17 protein-coding genes are annotated in these 17,156 nt (G+C 71.1%); 9 read left to right on the top strand and 8 right to left on the bottom strand.

Going from position 1 to position 17,156, the window contains the following annotated elements; all coding sequences use genetic code 11:
• Positions 1-984, top strand: a complete 984-nt coding sequence (locus ACLQ2O_RS14370; protein WP_425831301.1) for an ArsR/SmtB family transcription factor — start codon at positions 1-3, stop codon at positions 982-984.
• 53 nt (positions 985-1,037) lie between these two features.
• Here ACLQ2O_RS14370 and ACLQ2O_RS14365 read toward each other — a convergent pair whose 3' ends face one another.
• Positions 1,038-2,228 (bottom strand): acyl-CoA dehydrogenase family protein, encoded by a 1,191-nt coding sequence (locus tag ACLQ2O_RS14365; protein WP_425831299.1) that lies wholly within the window; start codon positions 2,226-2,228, stop codon positions 1,038-1,040.
• A gap of 219 nt (positions 2,229-2,447) precedes the next feature.
• The gene (locus ACLQ2O_RS14360) at positions 2,448-3,956 is read right to left on the bottom strand and encodes a serine/threonine-protein kinase (protein WP_425831297.1); all 1,509 of its coding nucleotides are present in this window, start codon (positions 3,954-3,956) and stop codon (positions 2,448-2,450) included.
• A gap of 159 nt (positions 3,957-4,115) precedes the next feature.
• Here ACLQ2O_RS14360 and ACLQ2O_RS14355 point away from each other — a divergent pair, with 159 nt between their 5' ends.
• Complete coding sequence (locus ACLQ2O_RS14355; RefSeq protein WP_425831295.1) at positions 4,116-4,793, top strand: peptidylprolyl isomerase; 678 nt, start codon at positions 4,116-4,118, stop codon at positions 4,791-4,793.
• Between the two features lie 47 nt (positions 4,794-4,840).
• Here ACLQ2O_RS14355 and ACLQ2O_RS14350 read toward each other — a convergent pair whose 3' ends face one another.
• The 5 genes from ACLQ2O_RS14350 to ACLQ2O_RS14330 all read right to left on the bottom strand — a co-directional run bounded on the left by ACLQ2O_RS14350 (position 4,841) and on the right by ACLQ2O_RS14330 (position 9,176).
• Entirely contained in the window at positions 4,841-5,815 is a 975-nt protein-coding gene (locus tag ACLQ2O_RS14350) for an RNA polymerase subunit sigma-70 (RefSeq protein ID WP_425831293.1), read from the bottom strand.
• A gap of 45 nt (positions 5,816-5,860) precedes the next feature.
• Complete coding sequence (locus ACLQ2O_RS14345; RefSeq protein ID WP_425831291.1) at positions 5,861-6,496, bottom strand: maleylpyruvate isomerase family mycothiol-dependent enzyme; 636 nt, start codon at positions 6,494-6,496, stop codon at positions 5,861-5,863.
• 88 nt (positions 6,497-6,584) lie between these two features.
• On the bottom strand, positions 6,585-7,559 hold the full coding sequence (locus tag ACLQ2O_RS14340) for an HpcH/HpaI aldolase/citrate lyase family protein (protein ID WP_425831289.1): 975 nt from the start codon (positions 7,557-7,559) through the stop codon (positions 6,585-6,587).
• 277 nt (positions 7,560-7,836) lie between these two features.
• Positions 7,837-8,565, bottom strand: a complete 729-nt coding sequence (locus ACLQ2O_RS14335) for a YeeE/YedE thiosulfate transporter family protein (RefSeq protein WP_425831287.1) — start codon at positions 8,563-8,565, stop codon at positions 7,837-7,839.
• Positions 8,566-8,669: 104 nt separating this feature from the next.
• Positions 8,670-9,176, bottom strand: a complete 507-nt coding sequence (locus ACLQ2O_RS14330; protein ID WP_425831285.1) for a YeeE/YedE thiosulfate transporter family protein — start codon at positions 9,174-9,176, stop codon at positions 8,670-8,672.
• Positions 9,177-9,261: 85 nt separating this feature from the next.
• Here ACLQ2O_RS14330 and ACLQ2O_RS14325 point away from each other — a divergent pair, with 85 nt between their 5' ends.
• Positions 9,262-9,780 carry a hypothetical protein gene (locus ACLQ2O_RS14325; protein ID WP_425831283.1) on the top strand — a complete coding sequence of 173 codons (519 nt, stop codon included), beginning with the start codon at positions 9,262-9,264 and terminating at the stop codon, positions 9,778-9,780.
• Between the two features lie 10 nt (positions 9,781-9,790).
• Here the strand turns inward: ACLQ2O_RS14325 and ACLQ2O_RS14320 are convergent, their stop codons facing one another.
• Entirely contained in the window at positions 9,791-10,759 is a 969-nt protein-coding gene (locus ACLQ2O_RS14320) for a helix-turn-helix domain-containing protein (protein ID WP_425831281.1), read from the bottom strand.
• Positions 10,760-10,940: 181 nt separating this feature from the next.
• On the opposite strand from ACLQ2O_RS14320, the gene ACLQ2O_RS14315 reads away from it, so the two are divergent.
• From ACLQ2O_RS14315 to ACLQ2O_RS14290, 6 genes are all read left to right on the top strand, one after another.
• On the top strand, positions 10,941-11,477 hold the full coding sequence (locus ACLQ2O_RS14315; RefSeq protein ID WP_425831279.1) for a SigE family RNA polymerase sigma factor: 537 nt from the start codon (positions 10,941-10,943) through the stop codon (positions 11,475-11,477).
• Positions 11,474-12,412 (top strand): hypothetical protein, encoded by a 939-nt coding sequence (locus tag ACLQ2O_RS14310; RefSeq protein ID WP_425831277.1) that lies wholly within the window; start codon positions 11,474-11,476, stop codon positions 12,410-12,412. Before ACLQ2O_RS14315 ends, ACLQ2O_RS14310 begins: the two co-directional genes overlap by 4 nt.
• Before the next feature lie 112 nt (positions 12,413-12,524).
• Positions 12,525-13,787 (top strand): magnesium transporter MgtE N-terminal domain-containing protein, encoded by a 1,263-nt coding sequence (locus tag ACLQ2O_RS14305; protein ID WP_425831275.1) that lies wholly within the window; start codon positions 12,525-12,527, stop codon positions 13,785-13,787.
• Positions 13,777-14,355, top strand: coding sequence for a DUF1003 domain-containing protein (locus tag ACLQ2O_RS14300; protein ID WP_425831273.1), 579 nt, complete (start codon positions 13,777-13,779; stop codon positions 14,353-14,355). Before ACLQ2O_RS14305 ends, ACLQ2O_RS14300 begins: the two co-directional genes overlap by 11 nt.
• 114 nt (positions 14,356-14,469) lie before the next feature.
• Positions 14,470-15,615, top strand: a complete 1,146-nt coding sequence (locus ACLQ2O_RS14295; protein ID WP_425831271.1) for an Mrp/NBP35 family ATP-binding protein — start codon at positions 14,470-14,472, stop codon at positions 15,613-15,615.
• 290 nt (positions 15,616-15,905) lie between these two features.
• On the top strand, positions 15,906-16,982 hold the full coding sequence (locus ACLQ2O_RS14290; protein ID WP_425831269.1) for a GNAT family N-acetyltransferase: 1,077 nt from the start codon (positions 15,906-15,908) through the stop codon (positions 16,980-16,982).
• The last annotated feature ends 174 nt before the right edge of the window (positions 16,983-17,156 follow it).

Below are 17,156 nucleotides of genomic sequence, written 5' to 3'. Positions count from 1 at the left end.
GTGCTGCGGATTCACTTCACCAGTCAGGACCTCGCGCGGACCACGCTTGCCGAAGAACCGGACCCGCTCTGGGAGGTCCTGCTGAGCCTGCACCAGCTGCAGGTGCAGGACGGGACCACCCAGTACGGCCACTGGCGTGAGCGGACCCGCCGGCAGCTGCCCCGGCCCGCCACCCGGCTGCTGCACCTCGCGCCGCCGCGCGGCTACTCCCCCGACTTCCTGACCCCTGCCCAGCACACCGGCAGCTTCGACGAGGGCGTCGAGCGCGTCCTGTCCACCTCTCGCGGCCGGTTCCAGCGGGAGCTCGAGCTGCTCGCCGTACGGCGTCCTGGGTCGAGCTGGACCCGGGAGCTGGTCAGCGGCCGCCACGAGGTGGTCAAGGGCCTCGGCCACGCGATGCACACCTACCACCAGTCGGCCATCGCGCCGTACTGGGAGTCGATGCGGACGATGGTCCGCGCAGACCATCAGCAGAAGGTCAGCGAGCTGTCGGGCGCCGGCGTGGACCGGCTGCTCGGCCGCATCCACCCTGCCGTTCGCTGGGAGTCCCCGGTCCTCACTGTCGACGGACTGCCCGACGCGGACCTGCACCTGGACGGCCGTGGCCTCCGCCTCCAGCCGTCGGTGTTCTGCTGGCGTACGCCGACCAAGCTGCGCGACCCGCACCTGCCGCCAGTGCTGGTCTACCCGGTCAAGCACGGCCCGGGCGCACTACGCCGCGGCGCAGCCGAGCAGCGGTCACGTCCGCTGGCCGCTCTGCTCGGCAGCACGCGCGCAGCCGCGCTGGAGGCGATCGCAGACGGCTGTACGACGACAGAGCTGGCCCAGCGCTGCAGCATCTCGCTGGCCGGAGCCAGCCGGCAGGCGGGCATCCTGCGCGAGGCCGGACTGATCACCACCCGCCGGGCCGGCCAGGCGGTGCGCCACGACCTGACCACGCTCGGCCGGATGATCCTCGACGGCTGCGGGGCGCCGATCGGATGACCGCGCCCAGCAGTCGCGGAGCCGTCAGGCCCGGCCCCGCCGCCTGCGGCTGGTCAGAGCTTGTAGTCCTCGAGCAGGCGCCGGCCGATGATCATCCGCTGGATGTCGGCCGTGCCCTCGCCGATCAGCAGCATCGGCGCCTCCCGGTACAGGCGCTCGATCTCGTACTCCTTGGAGAACCCGTAGCCGCCGTGGATCCGGAAGGAGTCCTCCACGACCTGCGAGCAGTACTCGCTGGCCAGGTACTTCGCGACGCCGGCCTCGAAATCGTTGCGTGAGCCGGCGTCCTTCTTCCGGGCCGCCTTGACCATCAGCTCGTGCGCGGCCTCGACCTTGACCGCCATGTCGGCCAGCCGGAACAGCACCGCCTGGTGCTCGGCGATCTTCTTGCCGAACGTCTCCCGCTGCTGGGCGTAGGAGATGCCGAGCTCGAACGCCCGCCGGGCCACCCCGCAGCCGCGCGCGGCGACGTTCACCCGGCCGACCTCGACGCCGTCCATCATCTGGTAGAAACCCTTGCCCGGCACGCCGCCGAGGACCTGGCCGGCGTCGATCGCGTAGCCGTCGAAGATCAGCTCGGTGGTGTCGACGCCCTTGTAGCCCATCTTCTCGATCTTGCCCGGGATCGTCAGGCCCTGGTCGACCTCGCCGAAGCCCGGTTCCTTCTCGACCAGGAACGTGGTCATGTTCTTGTAGACCGAGTCGCTGCCCTCGTCGGTCTTCACCAGCACCGCGACCAGGTTCGACGAGCCGCCGTTGGTCAGCCACATCTTCTGGCCGTTGATCGTGTAGCTGTCACCGTTCTTCACGGCCTTGGTCTTGATCGCCGACACGTCGGAACCGCAGCCCGGCTCGGACATCGAGAACGCGCCGCGCACGTCACCGGTCGCCATCCGCGGCAGGTACTTCTGCTTCTGCTCGTCGGTCCCGTGCTGCAGCAGCATGTACGCGACGATGAAGTGCGTGTTGATGATGCCGGACACGCTCATCCAGCCGCGGGCGATCTCCTCGACGCAGAGCGCGTAGGTGAGCAGCGACTCGCCGAGACCGCCGTACTCCTCGGGGATCATCAGCCCGAACAGGCCGAGCTCCTTCAACCCCTCGACGATCTGGGTCGGGTACTCGTCCTTGTGCTCCAGCTCGGTGGCGACCGGCAGGATCTCCGCCTCGACGAAGGCCCGGACCGTCTTGAGGATCTCCTCCTGGACGTCGGTCAGTCCCTCGGTCTGCTGCAACCTGCTCATCTCGGCGGCTCCTCGGCTCGATGCTTACTCGCGAGTATCGCGACTACCCAGCATCCCGGTACACCCCGACACCCGCTGTGACACCGACCACCTGATTCCCGTCAGGTGCCTCACGCCCAGTACGCCGACTGGTACTACGCCGACCAGTACTGCGTCCGTCAGTACGACGGCGACCAGCACTGCGCCCGCCGGTACTACGGCCTGCCCTCCGCGCTCGCTCTACTCGTCGGAGTCGCGCTCGTCGTTGTCGCCGTCACCGTTGCCGTAGCCGGTCCGGCCGAGGTCGCGATTGACGGCGGCGATCAGCACGAACTCCTGCGGCGACGGCCGCCAGTGGCCGGACCGCTGCGCCGTACCGAGCTTGCGGAGCGCGCTGCGGTACTGCTGCCCGGCCTCGTCCTCGTCGCCCTCACCGAGCGCCTTGGCCGCCTGGTCCAGGTCCTTGGCCGCCTCACGCACCTGCTTGGCGCTTTCGCCCTGCTGCCCCTGGCGGAGGAGCTGAGCCAGGGTCTTCAGCTGGCCCGCGGTACCGGTCTCCGCCGGCTTGGACGGGGACTTCTTGGGGGTCTTCTTCGGCGACGGCGTGACCTTGGGCTTCGGCGTCGGGGTGGGCGTCGCCTTCGGCTTCGTGGTGACCTTCGACGCCACGGTCGGGGCGACGGTCGGCGTACCGCCTGCCTGGGCCGGCGGGTCCTGCGAGACGCCTTCGCGCAGCAGGGCGGCGGCCATCACGCCGACCACGAGCACTGCGGCACCGACGAGCACCTTGGTGAACAGGGACCGCCGCTGCGGAGCAACATGGCTAGCAGTGCGCGCCTCGACCGGCTCGCCCAGCAGCTCCTCGTCCAGCGGAGGAAGGACCGCGGCGGCCGGCACTGCTGCCGCCGCTGCGAGAGGCAGGCGCTGGGTCGCGTTGCTGATGGGCTCAGCCGCGTCCTTGAGCTGTGCCAGGACAGCTGCAGCGGACGACGGGCGCTGGGCCGGGTCCTTGGCGAGCATCTGCTCGACCAGACCGGCCAGGCCGGGGACCTCGTCAGTACGCCGTACCGGCGGGACCGGGGCTTCCAGGTGCTGGCGGAGCACGCCCTCGACAGTGCCGGCGACGTACGGCGGGACGCCTTCGAGCAACTCGTACAGCACGCAGCCCAGCGAGTACCAGTCGCTGGCTGTCGTCGCCTGACCGCCGGTGACCTGTTCCGGGGAGATGTAGGCCGCCGTACCGAGCAGGACCTGTCCGGTGGCGCCGTTGAGGCCGCCGGCGTGGGCCAGGCCGAAGTCCGTGATCTTCAGCGTGCCGTCGCCGGCCATCATCAGGTTGGCGGGCTTGACGTCGCGGTGGATGATGCCGGCGCCGTGGGCGGCGTCCAGCGCGCGGGCGCCCTGCACGGCGATGTCGGCGATCAGCTTGGTGCCGGGCAGGCCCTTGCTGCGCAGGAGCTGCGCCAGGTCCGGACCGGTGACCAGCTCCATCACCAGGAAGACCTGGTCGTCGGCGGCGCCGACGTCGTAGGTGGCGACGACGTTCGGGTGCTGCAGCCGGGCGGCGGCCTGGGCCTCGATGCGGAACCGCTGGACCTCGTCCATCGGGTCACCGTCGAGCGCCCGCAGCAGCTTGATCGCCACCGGACGCGCCAGCACCGTGTCCTCGCCCCGCCAGACCTCACCGGCACCACCTCGCCCGAGCAGGCTCAGCAACCGGTAACGCCCTGCGAGTACCTCGCCGTTCACACCAACACCCCACAACAGTCAGCTTCGGCCGGATCGCCGCCCTACCTTAGGTGGCGCACGGCCGGTAAGCGAGCCGTCGTCCGCCGTACCGGCCCGTCTTAACCTGCTCCTGCGGGGTTTCCGGGTGCCTGGCACCACGCGGCGTACTAGGTTGATCGCATGAAGCGATCACTTGTCCCTGCTTTGATCGCGACGACCTTGCTCGCCGCGACGCTGACCACTCTCGGTACGACGTCCGCGAACGCGGCGCCCGCGCCGTCCGGCCGTCCCGCCCCGACGGTGAAGTGCGAGTTCACCCCGACGCCGGACAACCCGGCGGCCAAGCCGGTCACGGTGCCGAAGGCGACCGCGAAGGCCAAGGGCACCGCCGACGTCTTCTTCGTCACCAACTACGGGCCGTTCGTGGTCCGGATGGACCGGGCGAGCGCGCCGTGCGGCGTGCACAACTTCGTGCACCTGGTGCAGAGCCGGTTCTACGACCGCACCCAGTGCTTCCGGCTGACCGACTCCACGCGCCTCGGCGTGCTGCAGTGCGGTGACATCTACCGCCAGGAGGAGGGCGGGCCGGGCTACAAGTTCCCCGACGAGGTCGACGGCACCGAGACCTACCCGCGCGGCACCGTTGCCTACGGCAACCAAGGCCCGGGCACGAACGGCAGCGAGTTCTTCGTCGTGCACTCGTTCGCCAACATCGACCCTGCCTACACGGTGCTCGGCAAGGTCGTGTTCGGCATGTCCACCTTCGACCGCATCGTCGCCGCCGGCATCGCCGACCCCGACCAGGACGGCCCGCCCACCCGCCCGGTCCGCATCCTCAAGGTCCTCACCCTCGGCTGACCCAGTTGGACCACCGGCCCACCGCGATCTCCTGCGGCCGGCGCGCTCTACAGACTGAGCGGCAGGCCGAAGAGTGGGAAGTACGCCGGGTCCTGGAACGTCGTGATCGCGGCGATCCGGTCGTTCTGTACGGCGATGGCGTTGACGGACCACGCGGCAAAGTGGCCGTTGCCTGAGTCCAGGTAGCAGGCAACGGCCGGGAGGGCGTTGGCGGTGGTCTGCACGGTGCGCCACGTGCCGCAGGTGCCGCTCAGGGGGACTGCTCGGGCGAAGGCCGTGACGGCCTCGCGGCCGGCGTACCAGGCGGGCATGGGTGGCATCGCCCACGTGACGTCGGCGGCGAGGCGGGCGACGAGGGTGGCGGCGTCGCCGCGTTCCAGGGCGTCGGCGAACGCCGCGGCGACGGCGCGCTCACCTGGGGTCGGCGTCGCGGGATCCCGGCCGTCGGATGCGCCCGACGTGCGCGACGTGCGGGATCCGGCGGTGGCCCGGGCGCGTTGGATCGCGCTGGTGACCGACGCTGTCGACGTGGCCAGCGCGTCGGCGATCTCGTCGGCGGTGAAGCCGAGGACCTCGAACATCAGCAGCGCGGCACGCTGGTTGGGCGGCAGGTGCTGGAGCGCCGCCACGAAGGCCAGCTCGACGGCTTCGCGGCGTTCGTAGCGCTCGTCCGGGTGCGGGCCGAGCCAGGCGACGTCCGTGCGCGGCGGCGAGTCGACGACCGTGGTGCTCGACGGGCCCAGGTCCATCGGCAGCGCGCGGCGCCGGCGGCTGCGCGCGGCGTCGAGGCAGGAGTGCGTGGTGACGGCGTACAGCCAAGAACGCAACGAGCCGCGTCCGGAGAAGCCGGCGAGCCCGCGCCACGCTCGCACCAAGGCGTCCTGCAGCGCGTCGTCGGCGTCGTGGACCGAGCCGAGCATCCGGTAGCAGTGCGCGTGCAGCTCACCGCGCAAGGGCGCCACGAGCTCCGCGAACGCCGCGTCGTCGCCCGCGACGGCGAGCTCGAGCACTCGGTCGGCCATGCCGCGATTATGCCGCCAGACCAGCTGTCTCTCTTCCCGGAGGGGTCAGCAGCGGGTCAGCAGGATCGCGACTCCCTCGCCTTCGAGGTCGTCGCAGTACGCCGCACGCCCGATCATCGCCATCACCAGGGCGACCGTCGGACCGGACACCAGCTCACCCTCGCCGGTCCTGAAGCTCGTGTCGGTCGCGACCAGCCGGAGCCCGCCGATCCGCCCCTTGGCCAGTACGACGGTGTCGGTGCTCGCGTAGTACTCGGCAACGGCGGTCAGCACCTCGACCGGGTAGGCCCGCCGAATCCCCAGCGGTCGCCGAACGTCCTCGGCATGCGCCAAGGTCTCCGCGAGCGCCCAGACCGCGCTCCCCCGCCGCCCGAACGGCGTCGTCGACCGCTCGACCCCAGCACGAAACAGCGCCAGCGTCTCGGCAGGCGACTCCCCCAGCTGCTCCCGCAACCGCATCAGCACCTGCGCGTCGAAGTCGAACCGGTGCCGCAGCACCCCGGCGAACCACCGCGGAAACGACAGCGTCGCGCCGGCCGTCATGTGCGCCAGCACCTCCCGCACGCTGAGCTCGGTGCACAACGACGTCGTACGCCACTGCTCGTCGGTCAGGTCTGCCAGGGCGGCGGCCAGCGCGGCACGCTCGGCGTGCACCGCCGCCCAGGTCTCGAGGTCGTTCACCGTCGGTCTCCTCACGCAAAGGGTTGTCGCGGAGGAAGGCGATCGGCGGCGTACGGACTCATCGTTGTGTGACCCACGCCACTGGAGCTCAGTCGGTCGGAGGCTGCCAGACGTCCGTCCGGGTCATCGCGGCCGCGCGGCCCTTGGCGGAGATGACGAGCGCCATCTTGCGCGACGCCTCGTCGATCATCTCGTCGCCGAGCATCACCGCACCCCGCGCGCCGCCGGCGGCCGACGTGAAGTGGTCGTAGGCGTCGAGGATGTTCTCGGCGTGGTCGTAGTCGTCCTGGCGCGGCGAGTAGACCTCGTTCGCGGCGGCGATCTGGTCCGGGTGCAGCACCCACTTGCCGTCGAAGCCGAGCGCGGCCGAGCGGCCGGCGACGCGACGGAAGCCGTCGGCGTCCTTGATCTGCAGGTACGGGCCGTCGATCGCCTGCTTGCCGTGCGCGCGGGCCGCCATCAGGATCTGCATCAGGATGTAGTGGTAGGCGTCGCCGACGTCGTACCCGGGCGGCTGCTCGCCGACGACCAGCGACTTCATGTTGATCGAGGCCATGAAGTCGGCCGGGCCGAAGATGATCGTCTCGACCCGCGGCGACGCCTGCGCGATCGCGTTCACGTTGGTCAGGCCGAGCGCGTTCTCGATCTGCGCCTCGATCCCGATCCGGCCGGGCGCGTAGCCGTGCACCTTCTCGAGCTGGGTGAGCAGCAGGTCGAGGGCGACCACCTGCTCGGCGGTCTCCACCTTCGGCAGCATGATGCAGTCGAGGTTCGCACCGGCGCCGGAGACGACCTCGATCACGTCGGCGTACGTCCACTCGGTGGTCCAGTCGTTGACTCGCACGACACGGACCTTGTTGCCCCAGCCGCCCTCGTTCAGCGCGGCGACGATGTTCTTGCGGGCGTCCACCTTGGCGATCGGCGCGACCGAGTCCTCCAGGTCGAGGAACACCTGGTCGGCGTCCAGCCCCTTCGCCTTGGCCAGGAACCGCGGGTTCGACCCCGGTGTCGCCAAGCAGGACCGCCTCGACCGCAGCGCCTTGGTGGCCGTCTCGTCACCCATCGCCTACCCCTTCCTCGGGACCTGGTTACCCACTGGGCGTGTCTCCCGGTCCCGCGCCGTAGCGAGGAGGTGCTCGGTGCGGTAGCTCGGCGTGCGGGAGACGAGGGTGGCGATGCGAAGCATCGTGCCCTTGGCTCCCGTGCGCCGAGGTGCCGTGCCGAGTGCCCCGCAGTAGGCGCGGGACCGGGAGACACGCCCTGGTTTCACGAGAGCGTACGGCGTAACGCCAGGTCAGCCGGTGACCCGGCTCACGTCGGCGCCTGATGTGGTCCGCATCTCAGCAGATCGAGTCCCGCGGCACCGGATTCGTCAGCCCGAAGAACGGGCGGGCCTTCAGCCCCAGCCACGTCCCGCCCAGCGCGGCCAGGCCCCAGATCCACCCGTGCAGGCTCCCCGACGCGATCCCCGCCAGGTACGCCCCGATGTTGCACCCACCCGCTAGCCGCGCGCCGATCCCCATCACGATCCCACCCAGTACGGCGGCCAGCGCCGTCCCGGCAGGGATCCGCCGGTGCAACGTCCACGCTCCCCCGGCAGCGGCCGCGATCGCCGCACCGAACATGATCCCCAGGTCGGTCAGGGTCGTCTTGTCCGCCAGCACCGGCCCGGCCAGCATCTTCGCCTGCGACGGCTGCTGCCAGAACGCCCAGTTCTCCGGGTGCAGCCCGATCCACTGCAGGAACTTCGCACCCCACAGGCCGAAGGCGCTGGTGATCCCCCACGCCCCGCCGGACACGATCAGCACCGCGGCGCCCAGCGCCGCCAGCACCAGCGCACCGACCCACAACGGCCACGACCCACGGATCACCCGCACGAGACCCCGCGCCGACGGTACGACGCCCGCCGGCGGCGGCACCCGGCGCTTCTGCACGACCGTGCTGATCGCGAAAACCCCTGCCAGCACGGCGATCGTCACGACCCATGACCCGGCCCAGCCGAGGTGATCCGACAGCACTACCGCGGGGAACGCCGGCAGGTCGTCCACGAGCTCCCACTGCCACGCCATTCACCCCAGCAAGTACCAGCCCGGTCTCAGGTGACGATCCCAGTCAGGTCACCCCGCTCAGAGGCTCACGACCCGAATTGCGCGCGCGCATCCGGTTGATCCGGTCAACACCCGGGCGCCGGGCAGGAAGTCCCTCCGCGACCGAACGCGCACGCGCAGGCTCCACCAAGTTGCATCCCGAAGCCGAACAGAACAGCACCGAGCACCAGCCCGAGGCCCAGCGGCCCGCTGGACGGTGCCGGCGTACTGCCGAACAGCCCGGTCCCCGTCCCGATCACCAGCGCGAACAGCGTCGCCGTCGTCCCGAGCAGCAAGGTGTGCGCCCGCAGCCCAGCACCGTTGCCGACAGCAACGAGCTGTCGCCAGGCGGAGGTGAAGCCGAAGCGCGAGTGGAACAACGCGAGCCCGAGGCCGAGTCCGAGCAGCAGCAGGACGCCCGGTTTGGCGCCGTGCCGGTTCCAGACCGTCACGACGAGCGCGACCGCACCGGCGCCGGCAACCAGCAGCGGTACCCAGTTGACCGGGCCCGGCGCGGCGGCAGCCGGCGGCTCCTGCGACGTGACGCCGTCCAGGAGCTTGCGGGCGAGCGGTGGACTGCTCGTAGTAGCCATGCGTTCCACCCTAGGAAGCCGTCGACCGGTGGCCGGTCGGTGCTCTCAGCATCCGGACAGGCGGTGGCTGTGACAGTCTTGGACCGTGACGACGGACGAGGCCGTGGCGGAGATCGCCGGTGTGATGAAGAAGGCCGGGCTGGTCTGGCTCGCCTGGGACGGACGACGGGCTGTGCCGGCCTGGTTTGCCGCGGTGGACGGCTCGTACGTCGTACTGGCTGATCGGGACGGGAGTGCTGAGCAGCCGCTGCCCGGACTGGTCGACGCGAAGGCGGTTGAGGTCGTCGTACCGGCTAAGCCGGCTACTAGTCGGCTGTCCGCGTGGAGTGCGACCGTACGGCGGCTGGAGCCCGGCAGCGAGGAGTGGACCGCTGCTGCTCAGGTGCTGCGGACCGAACGCCTCAACGCCGCCGGTCTGGGCAACCAGCTCGACCGCTGGCAGACCCAGGCCGACCTGCTCGTCCTGGAGCCCACCGGCGGCGTCACCACGGCGTACGACGACGCGCACCCCGCGGTGACGCCGGCAGAGACGTCGGCCACGACCAGAGGCAAGCGCCCGATCACCCTGCACCGCCGCGCCCGCCGCCGCCCCAAGCTGAGCTGAGGCGGCGACCTCAGAGCCAGCCGCGGTCGCGGGCGTGCCAGCCGAGCTGGAGGCGTGAGCGCGAGTTGGTCCGCTCCATCAGCAGCTGCACTCGGCGCGCCACTGTCCGCCGGCTGATGCCCAACCGGACCCCTGCCGCGTCGTCGGTCAGACCGGCCACCAGCAACGACAGCAGGTACCTGTCCTCCGACGACATCGGGTCCTCCGCAGTGAGCGTCATCTCGGCCGTCACCACCAGCGGACTGGCCCGGGCCCACACCGTCTCGAACAGGGCGACCAGTGCGTCCAGCAGACCGCACGGGTGGACCAGCAGCGCAGCGTCCCTCGCCGGAGTGGCCCAGTCGAGCGGCAGCAGCGCCAGCTCCCGGTCCGCGACAGCCAACTTCGTCGGCAGGTCGTCCACGATCCGCGCCTGCTCACCGGCCTGGACGTGGCTGACGGCGCTGGCCGACAGCAGCTCCTCGCTCAGCGCGCTGCTGTCGTACACGACCCGGTAGGCGACGCCCTCGGCCTGCCGCGCGAGCTGCGTCCGGTTCACCTCCGCAGTCGCGGCGTACGGCGGTGCGACCAGCTCCCGCATCTGGTCCCGGGCCGTCCGCTGCAACCGGTCGAAGGCCAGCCCGACAGCCGTCTGGCCGGAGACGATCTCGATGAGCTCCTCGGTCCGCCGGTCGCTGGCCAGGTTGTACGCCGCCGCAGTCAGCCGGTACGCCGCCTCGCGGACCCGCTCGAGCTCCTCCTCCTGCCGCTGGACCAGCTGCTCCACCGCCAGGTCCGGCGGCACCGGGACCACCAGCTCCCGCGGCGGTGGCGTGCGGTGCACGAACCCCTCCCGCTGGAGCGCGTCGACGGCCCGCAGCACGTCCGCCTCCGACAGCCCGACCCGGTCGGCGAGCTCCGCGACGGTCGCAGACCCCTGCCGGACCAGCGCCAGGTACGTCGCCTCGTTCTCGGTCCCCAGTCCAGTGGATCTCAGCATGCCCCGCCCCATCCGCCCTGACCGGCGCACGTCGTACCGGCCGGAGGAAGTCTAGAAACCGTTTGCCGAGTTGGCACCCCACGGTCCAGGAGGCGACACACCCCCGTCGCCGAGGCAACCTGTTCGGACCGGGTCCCGTACTTGTGATCGTCAACTGATCCGGCGACGACGGGACGCGCAGATGCTGGGCAAACACCTGCTGGGCAAACAGCGGCGGGACCAGGAGTTCTCCGAGTACGTCGCGACCCGGCGGTCGGGGCTGGTGGGGACGGCCTACCTGCTCTGCGGAGACCGTCACTTGGCCGAGGACCTGGTCCAGACCGCGCTCGCCAAGCTGTACGTCGCCTGGCCGCGGGTCAGGCGCGCTGACGGCGCCGACGCCTACGCCCGGCGGATCCTGGTCAACGCCGGGATCGACGCGAGCCGGCGGGCCTGGCGGCGCGAGCACGCCTCCTGCGAGCTGCCGGAGCGGGCCGTGGACGACGGGCTGGGCCTGGAGGACCGCGACGAGCTGATGGCGGCGCTGAGCACGCTCGCGGCCGGCCAGCGGCGGGTCATCGTCCTGCGCTACTGGCTGGGCCTGTCCGTCGAGGAGGTCGCCGTCGACCTGCAGATCACCGTCGGCACGGTGAAGAGCCAGTCCTCGAAAGCCCTGCAGAACCTCAGAGGTCAGTTGGCCGACACCCGACTCGCAGAACTGATGGAGGACGCCACATGAACGAGCACGACCTGCACGAGCGAATGGCCCGTACGACGGCCTGGACCGACGCGTTGCCCACCGACCCGGCGGCGGACCTCGCCCGGGGGCGGCGGCGGTTGCGCCGGCGCCGGGCCGCGGTTGGAGCCGGCAGTGCGTTCGCTGTGGCACTGGTCGCTACGGGTGGGAGCCTGGCGACAGCGCACCTGGGGGGTGGGGCGGATCCGGCGGGGGCTGCCCAGCACCAGGCGAAGGTGGAGCGGAGCTTGGTGACGCCCGGGGGGAGCATCCAGTTCCGTGCTGACGGGAGCTACGTCATCCAGCCGACGCCAGGCGGCCCGTCGTACACCTGTCCGCCGAGGGACCGACCGGCGACAGCCCCCGCGACGGGTACGCCCGGCAGCATCGCGCCGCTCCTGCCCGGGTCCAACCACCTCGCCGTCTTCGCGTCGCACGCCGATCCGGACCGCCGGCACCTGGTCGGGCGCACGGCGACTTGGCTCGTCCCGACGGTGAGCGGCCCCTGCGGACAGGTCGGGAGAGCCGGCGCACGGTCCGACTGGGCCGAGGCCGGCGGGGTCGGGTGGGTAGAGGTCGGTGTCGTACCGAAGGCCCAGCACGAGCCACCGAACGACGGCGGCATCCCGCACCCCCGAGCGGACGTCTGCGGCCTGCTGGACAACCGGTCGACCTTCACCAAGTGCTGGGTGACCACCACGGCGAACGGCGAGCAGGTCCGCGTAGGCACCCGCGACCGGCAGGCGTACTGGGCGAGCTACGTACGCCCCGACGGCCAGCTGGCGATCGCCACCGTCGAAGGCGACGGCCGCCGCCAGGACCCCGCCACCGTCGAAGGCGCCGACCCCAGCACCAGCAGCCCGGTCGAGCAGCCCAGCGTCACCCTCGCCGAGCTGATCAGCACCGTCACGGACCCCACTTTGGACTCGGCCAACTGACCCCGTACGACGGCCGGGCCCGCCGACCTGGCCGTCGTTCTGAGTCCGTCGACACAGGCCTCGTACGGCGCAGTGTGCGGGCCGGAGCGCCTCGGGCGGTTAGCCTCGGGGCATGAGCGGATCTCCGGCGCGTGTGTACGTGGCCCGGCTGGCCGGGTTGCCCGTGTACGACCCGAACGGGGACCAGGTCGGCAAGGTCCGTGACGTCGTGGTGATGCTGCGGCAGGACACCCAGCCGCCGCGGGTGCTCGGGCTGGTGGTGGAGGTGTTCACCCGGCGGCGGATCTTCCTGCCGATGACGCGGGTCACCTCGGTCGACGTCGGCCACGTGATCACCACCGGGCTGCTGAACATGCGCCGGTTCGAGCAGCGGGCGACCGAGGTGCTGGTGCTCGGCGAGCTGCTGGACCGGACCGTGACGATCCGCGAGAACGACGCGTCCGCGGTGGTGTTCGACCTGGCGATGGAGCAGTGGCGGACCCGCGACTGGGTGCTGTCGAAGGTCGCGGTGACCGAGGGCGCCAAGCGGTTCCGGCGCCGCGGGCAGTCGCACGTGCTCGACTGGGTCGACGTCAGCGGGTTCGCGCAGTCGGAAGAGGCGCAGGGCGCGACACACATGCTGGCAGCGTTCGACACGATGAAGCCCGCCGACCTGGCCGGCGTACTGCACGAGCTGTCGCCCAAGCGCCGCAAGGAGATCGCGTCCGCGCTCAACGACGAGCGGCTGGCCGACGTACTGGAAGAGCTGCCGGAGGACGACCAGGTGGAGATCCTGGCCGGCCTGGACACCGAGCGCGCGGCCGACGTGCTCGAGGAGATGTCGCCGGACGACGCCGCCGACCTGATCGCCGAGCTGCCGACCGAGACCGCCGAACGCCTGCTGACGCTGATGGAACCGGACGAGGCCGAGGACGTACGACGCCTGCTGACGTACGAGGAACGCACGGCCGGCGGGCTGATGACGTCCGAGCCGGTCATCCTGCCCGCCGACGCGACCGTCGCCGACGCGCTCGCGCACGTCCGGAACGCCGAGCTGAGCCCCGCGCTGGCGGCGATGATCTACGTCTGCCGGCCGCCGCTGGAGACCCCGACCGGCCGGTTCATCGGCATCGGCCACATCCAGCGCCTGCTGCGCGAACCACCGTCGGCGCTCGTGTCCGGCGTACTGGACACCGACCTGGACGGGCTGCGCCCGGACGACGGGCTACAGGCCGTCAGCAAGTACCTGGCGACGTACAACCTGGTCGCCGCACCCGTGCTCGACGACGAGGGCCGCCTGCTCGGCGCGGTCACCGTCGACGACGTACTCGACCATCTGCTGCCCGACGACTGGCGCGGATCCGCGCACCTGGAGGTGGACCGGGATGCCCCGTGAGGACCGCGACGACCGCCGGAGCTCGAAGAGGCCGGACGACCGCCGCCCGGCCCGCTCGGAGGAACGCCGGCTGACCCGCCCGGCCGCCGACCGGCTCGACGTCCCGCGCGAACTGCGCCGCACGCTGGTGAGGCGCCGCGCGTACGACGCGGATGCGTTCGGCCGGATGTCGGAACGGATCGCGCGCTTCCTCGGCACCGGGCAGTTCCTGGTCTACATGACCGCGACGATCGTGTTCTGGGTCGTCTGGAACATCTTCGCGCCCGAGCACCTGCGCTGGGACCAGTACCCGTTCATCTTCCTCACCCTCGCGCTCAGTCTCCAGGCGTCGTACGCCGCGCCGCTGATCCTGCTCGCCCAGAACCGCCAGGAGGCCCGCGACCGCGTCCAGTACGAACGCGACCGCGACGTCGACGCCCGCACCCGCGCCGACATGGAGTTCCTGGCCCGCGAGATGGCGTCCCTGCGCATGTCCGTCGGCGAGGTCGCCACCCGGGACTTCCTCCGCTCCGAACTACGCTCCCTGCTCGCCGAACTCGACAAGGACCGCGAGGACGACCGGGTCTGAGCTATCGGCCTTGTGCACGGTGATAGTTCAAGCTGTGGTTAGGGTTGCCTTGCCGGACTTAGGTCACAATGGACCGTGGTGGGGCGGTTGTGGGTGAGCACGTAGCCTGTGTGCATGGCTCCCTCTGCTGACCAGGTGACCGTTGCGCTCGGGTCTGTCATCGATCCCGAGATCAAGAAACCGATCACCGAGCTGGGCATGGTCGAGTCCGTCGTGGTGAAGACCGACGGTGTGGTCGTGGTGAAGATCTTGCTGACCGTGTCCGGCTGCCCGATGAAGGACACGCTGCGGCGCGACACGATCGCCGCGGTGAGCGCGCTGGACGGCGTGACCGGGGTCGAGGTCGAGCTGGGTGTGATGTCGACCGAGCAGCGCGCGGCGCTGCAGACGCAACTGCGTGGCGGGGTGGCGGAGAAGGAGATCCCGTTCTCGCGCGCGGACTCGCTGACCAAGGTGTTCGCGATCGCGTCCGGCAAGGGTGGCGTCGGCAAGTCCTCGGTGACGGTGAACCTGGCGGTCGCGATGGCCGCCAAGGGGCTTTCGGTCGGCGTACTGGACGCTGACATCTACGGCCACTCGATCCCCGCGATGTTCGGTGTCGCCGACGAGCGGCCGACCGCGGTCGACGACATGATCATGCCGGTGCCCGCGCACGGCGTGAAGGTGATCTCGATCGGCATGCTGAAGCCCAAGCGCGACCAGGTGGTCGCGTGGCGCGGGCCGATCCTGGACCGCGCGCTGGTGCAGATGCTCGCGGACGTCTACTGGGGCGACCTCGACGTCCTGCTGCTCGACCTGCCGCCGGGGACCGGTGACATCGCGATCTCGGTCGGCCAGCGGCTGACCACCGCCGAGGTCATCGTCGTGACGACCCCGCAGGAGGCTGCCGCGGAGGTCGCCGAGCGGGCCGGGACGATGGCACAGATGGTGCACCAGCGGGTCGCGGGCGTGATCGAGAACATGTCGTTCCTGCCCTGCCCGCACTGCGGCCCCGAGCACCGGATCGAGATCTTCGGCACCGGCGGCGGCCTGCGCGTCTCCGAGACCCTGTCGGCGCGGCTGGGGTACCCGATCCCCCTGCTCGGCGAGATCCCGCTCGACGAGCGCCTCCGCAGCGGCGGCGACCTCGGCCAGCCGCTGGCGCTGTCCGACCCGGACACCCCGGCCTCCAAGGTGATCGTCGACATCGCCGAACGCCTCGGCGGAAAACCCCGAGGCCTCCTCGGCCGCCAGCTCGGCCTCTCCCCCGTCGGCCGCTGAGCCGTACTACGTGATGCCGCCCCGGCTAGGCCGGAGCGGTTGGGTGGGAAGGGCAAGCAGGCGCCCCGGCCCGCCACCGGCTTCGCCGGGGCGACGAGCCGGGTGGAGCGACTTCCGGCCACCGGCGTACCAGCGCGAAGGCCGCCCGAGCCTGCGGCCCACACGTCCACCGGCTCTCCCAGCGGGGATCCCCGTCCCAACACGGCACCGTCCGAGCCCGGTCCACCGTCCGTCGGCTCGCCCTGAGCGGGCTCTCTGGACTGGACCTGGCACAGTGTTGACTTGGGACTGTGCCGATTCCCGAGGTGACGCCGGTTCTGACCGACGGTGTTGTCGTACTCCGTGCGCCGCGCTCGTCCGACCTCCCGGGCGCGATCGAGCGGGCGACCGAGGAGCCCAGCAGCTACGGGCCTGAGGACATCACCCGGTGGATCACCTTCGGCATCGCCGATGCGTGGGCTGATCGGTCCCGTCTGGTCTTCGTCATCGAGTACGACGGCCGGTACGCCGGCTCGGTCGGCCTCAGTCCGGACCAGCGCGGCAGCGCGTCGATCCACTTCGGTCTGTCCCGCTGGGCCCGTGGTACCGGGCTGGCCTCGCGTGCGGCGCGGCTGGCCCTCGACTTTGCCTTCGACGCCTGCGGATTCCACGTCGTCCACTGGTGGGCGACGGTCGCCAACTGGCCGTCGCGGCGAATTGCCTGGGCGACCGGCTTCCGCGAAGGACCGACGATCCCCTCCGCCGACGGCGGCAACGAGTGGACAGCCTGGATCGCCCCCGGCGACGACCGGCACCCGCGGCATCCCTGGTTCGACAACCCGGTCCTCGAGACCGAGCGGCTTCGCCTCCGCACCTGGCGCGACGACGAGCTCGACCGCGTCGCCACCGCCCGGACGAACGCCGAGACCGCCCACTTCCTCCCGTTCCTCCCCCAGCCGTTCACGGCCGAGCACGCCCGCTTCTGGCTGCACGACATGTCCGAGCAGGCCGCCGCCGGGCGCCGCATCAACTGGTGCGTCGCCGACCGCGAGTCCGACCTGGCGCTCGGCAACCTGACGCTCTACGGCCTCGACAAGCTCGCCGGCCGGTACGGCGAACTCGGCTACTGGGCCCACCCTGACGCCCAAGGCCGTGGCGTGATGGCCGAAGCAATCCAGCGAGCGGCGACCTGGTTCCTCACCGAGCACCACGGCCACAAGCTGGTCATCCGCACCGCCGCCACCAACACCGCCGCCCGCCGGGTCGCCGAACGCAGCGGCTTCCAGCACGTGGGCACCGAACGCGAAGCCTTCGCCCTGGGCACCGGCGTCGCCGACGCCCAGGTCACTTACGACCTGCTCCGAACGGACCTGCCGGCCACCCCCTGACAGCCTCTCCCAGGCTGCTGGGAGGGGGAGAGGAGGGGCCCGCCGCCCCGCCACCGGCTTCGCCGGGGCGGCAGGGGTAGCCGAGGTGGCAGGAGGCGGTCGAGGCGGGCCAGAGAGCTGGTCTCCGTCCTCGCCAGTAGTTCGACGACTGCCGGACGGTCCCGGACCTCGCTC

Source organism: Kribbella sp. DT2 (genome assembly GCF_049844575.1).
Lineage (GTDB): Bacteria > Actinomycetota > Actinomycetes > Propionibacteriales > Kribbellaceae > Kribbella.
The sequence above is the reverse complement of the archived record's forward strand: the minus strand, read 5'-3'. Positions and strand labels throughout refer to the sequence as shown.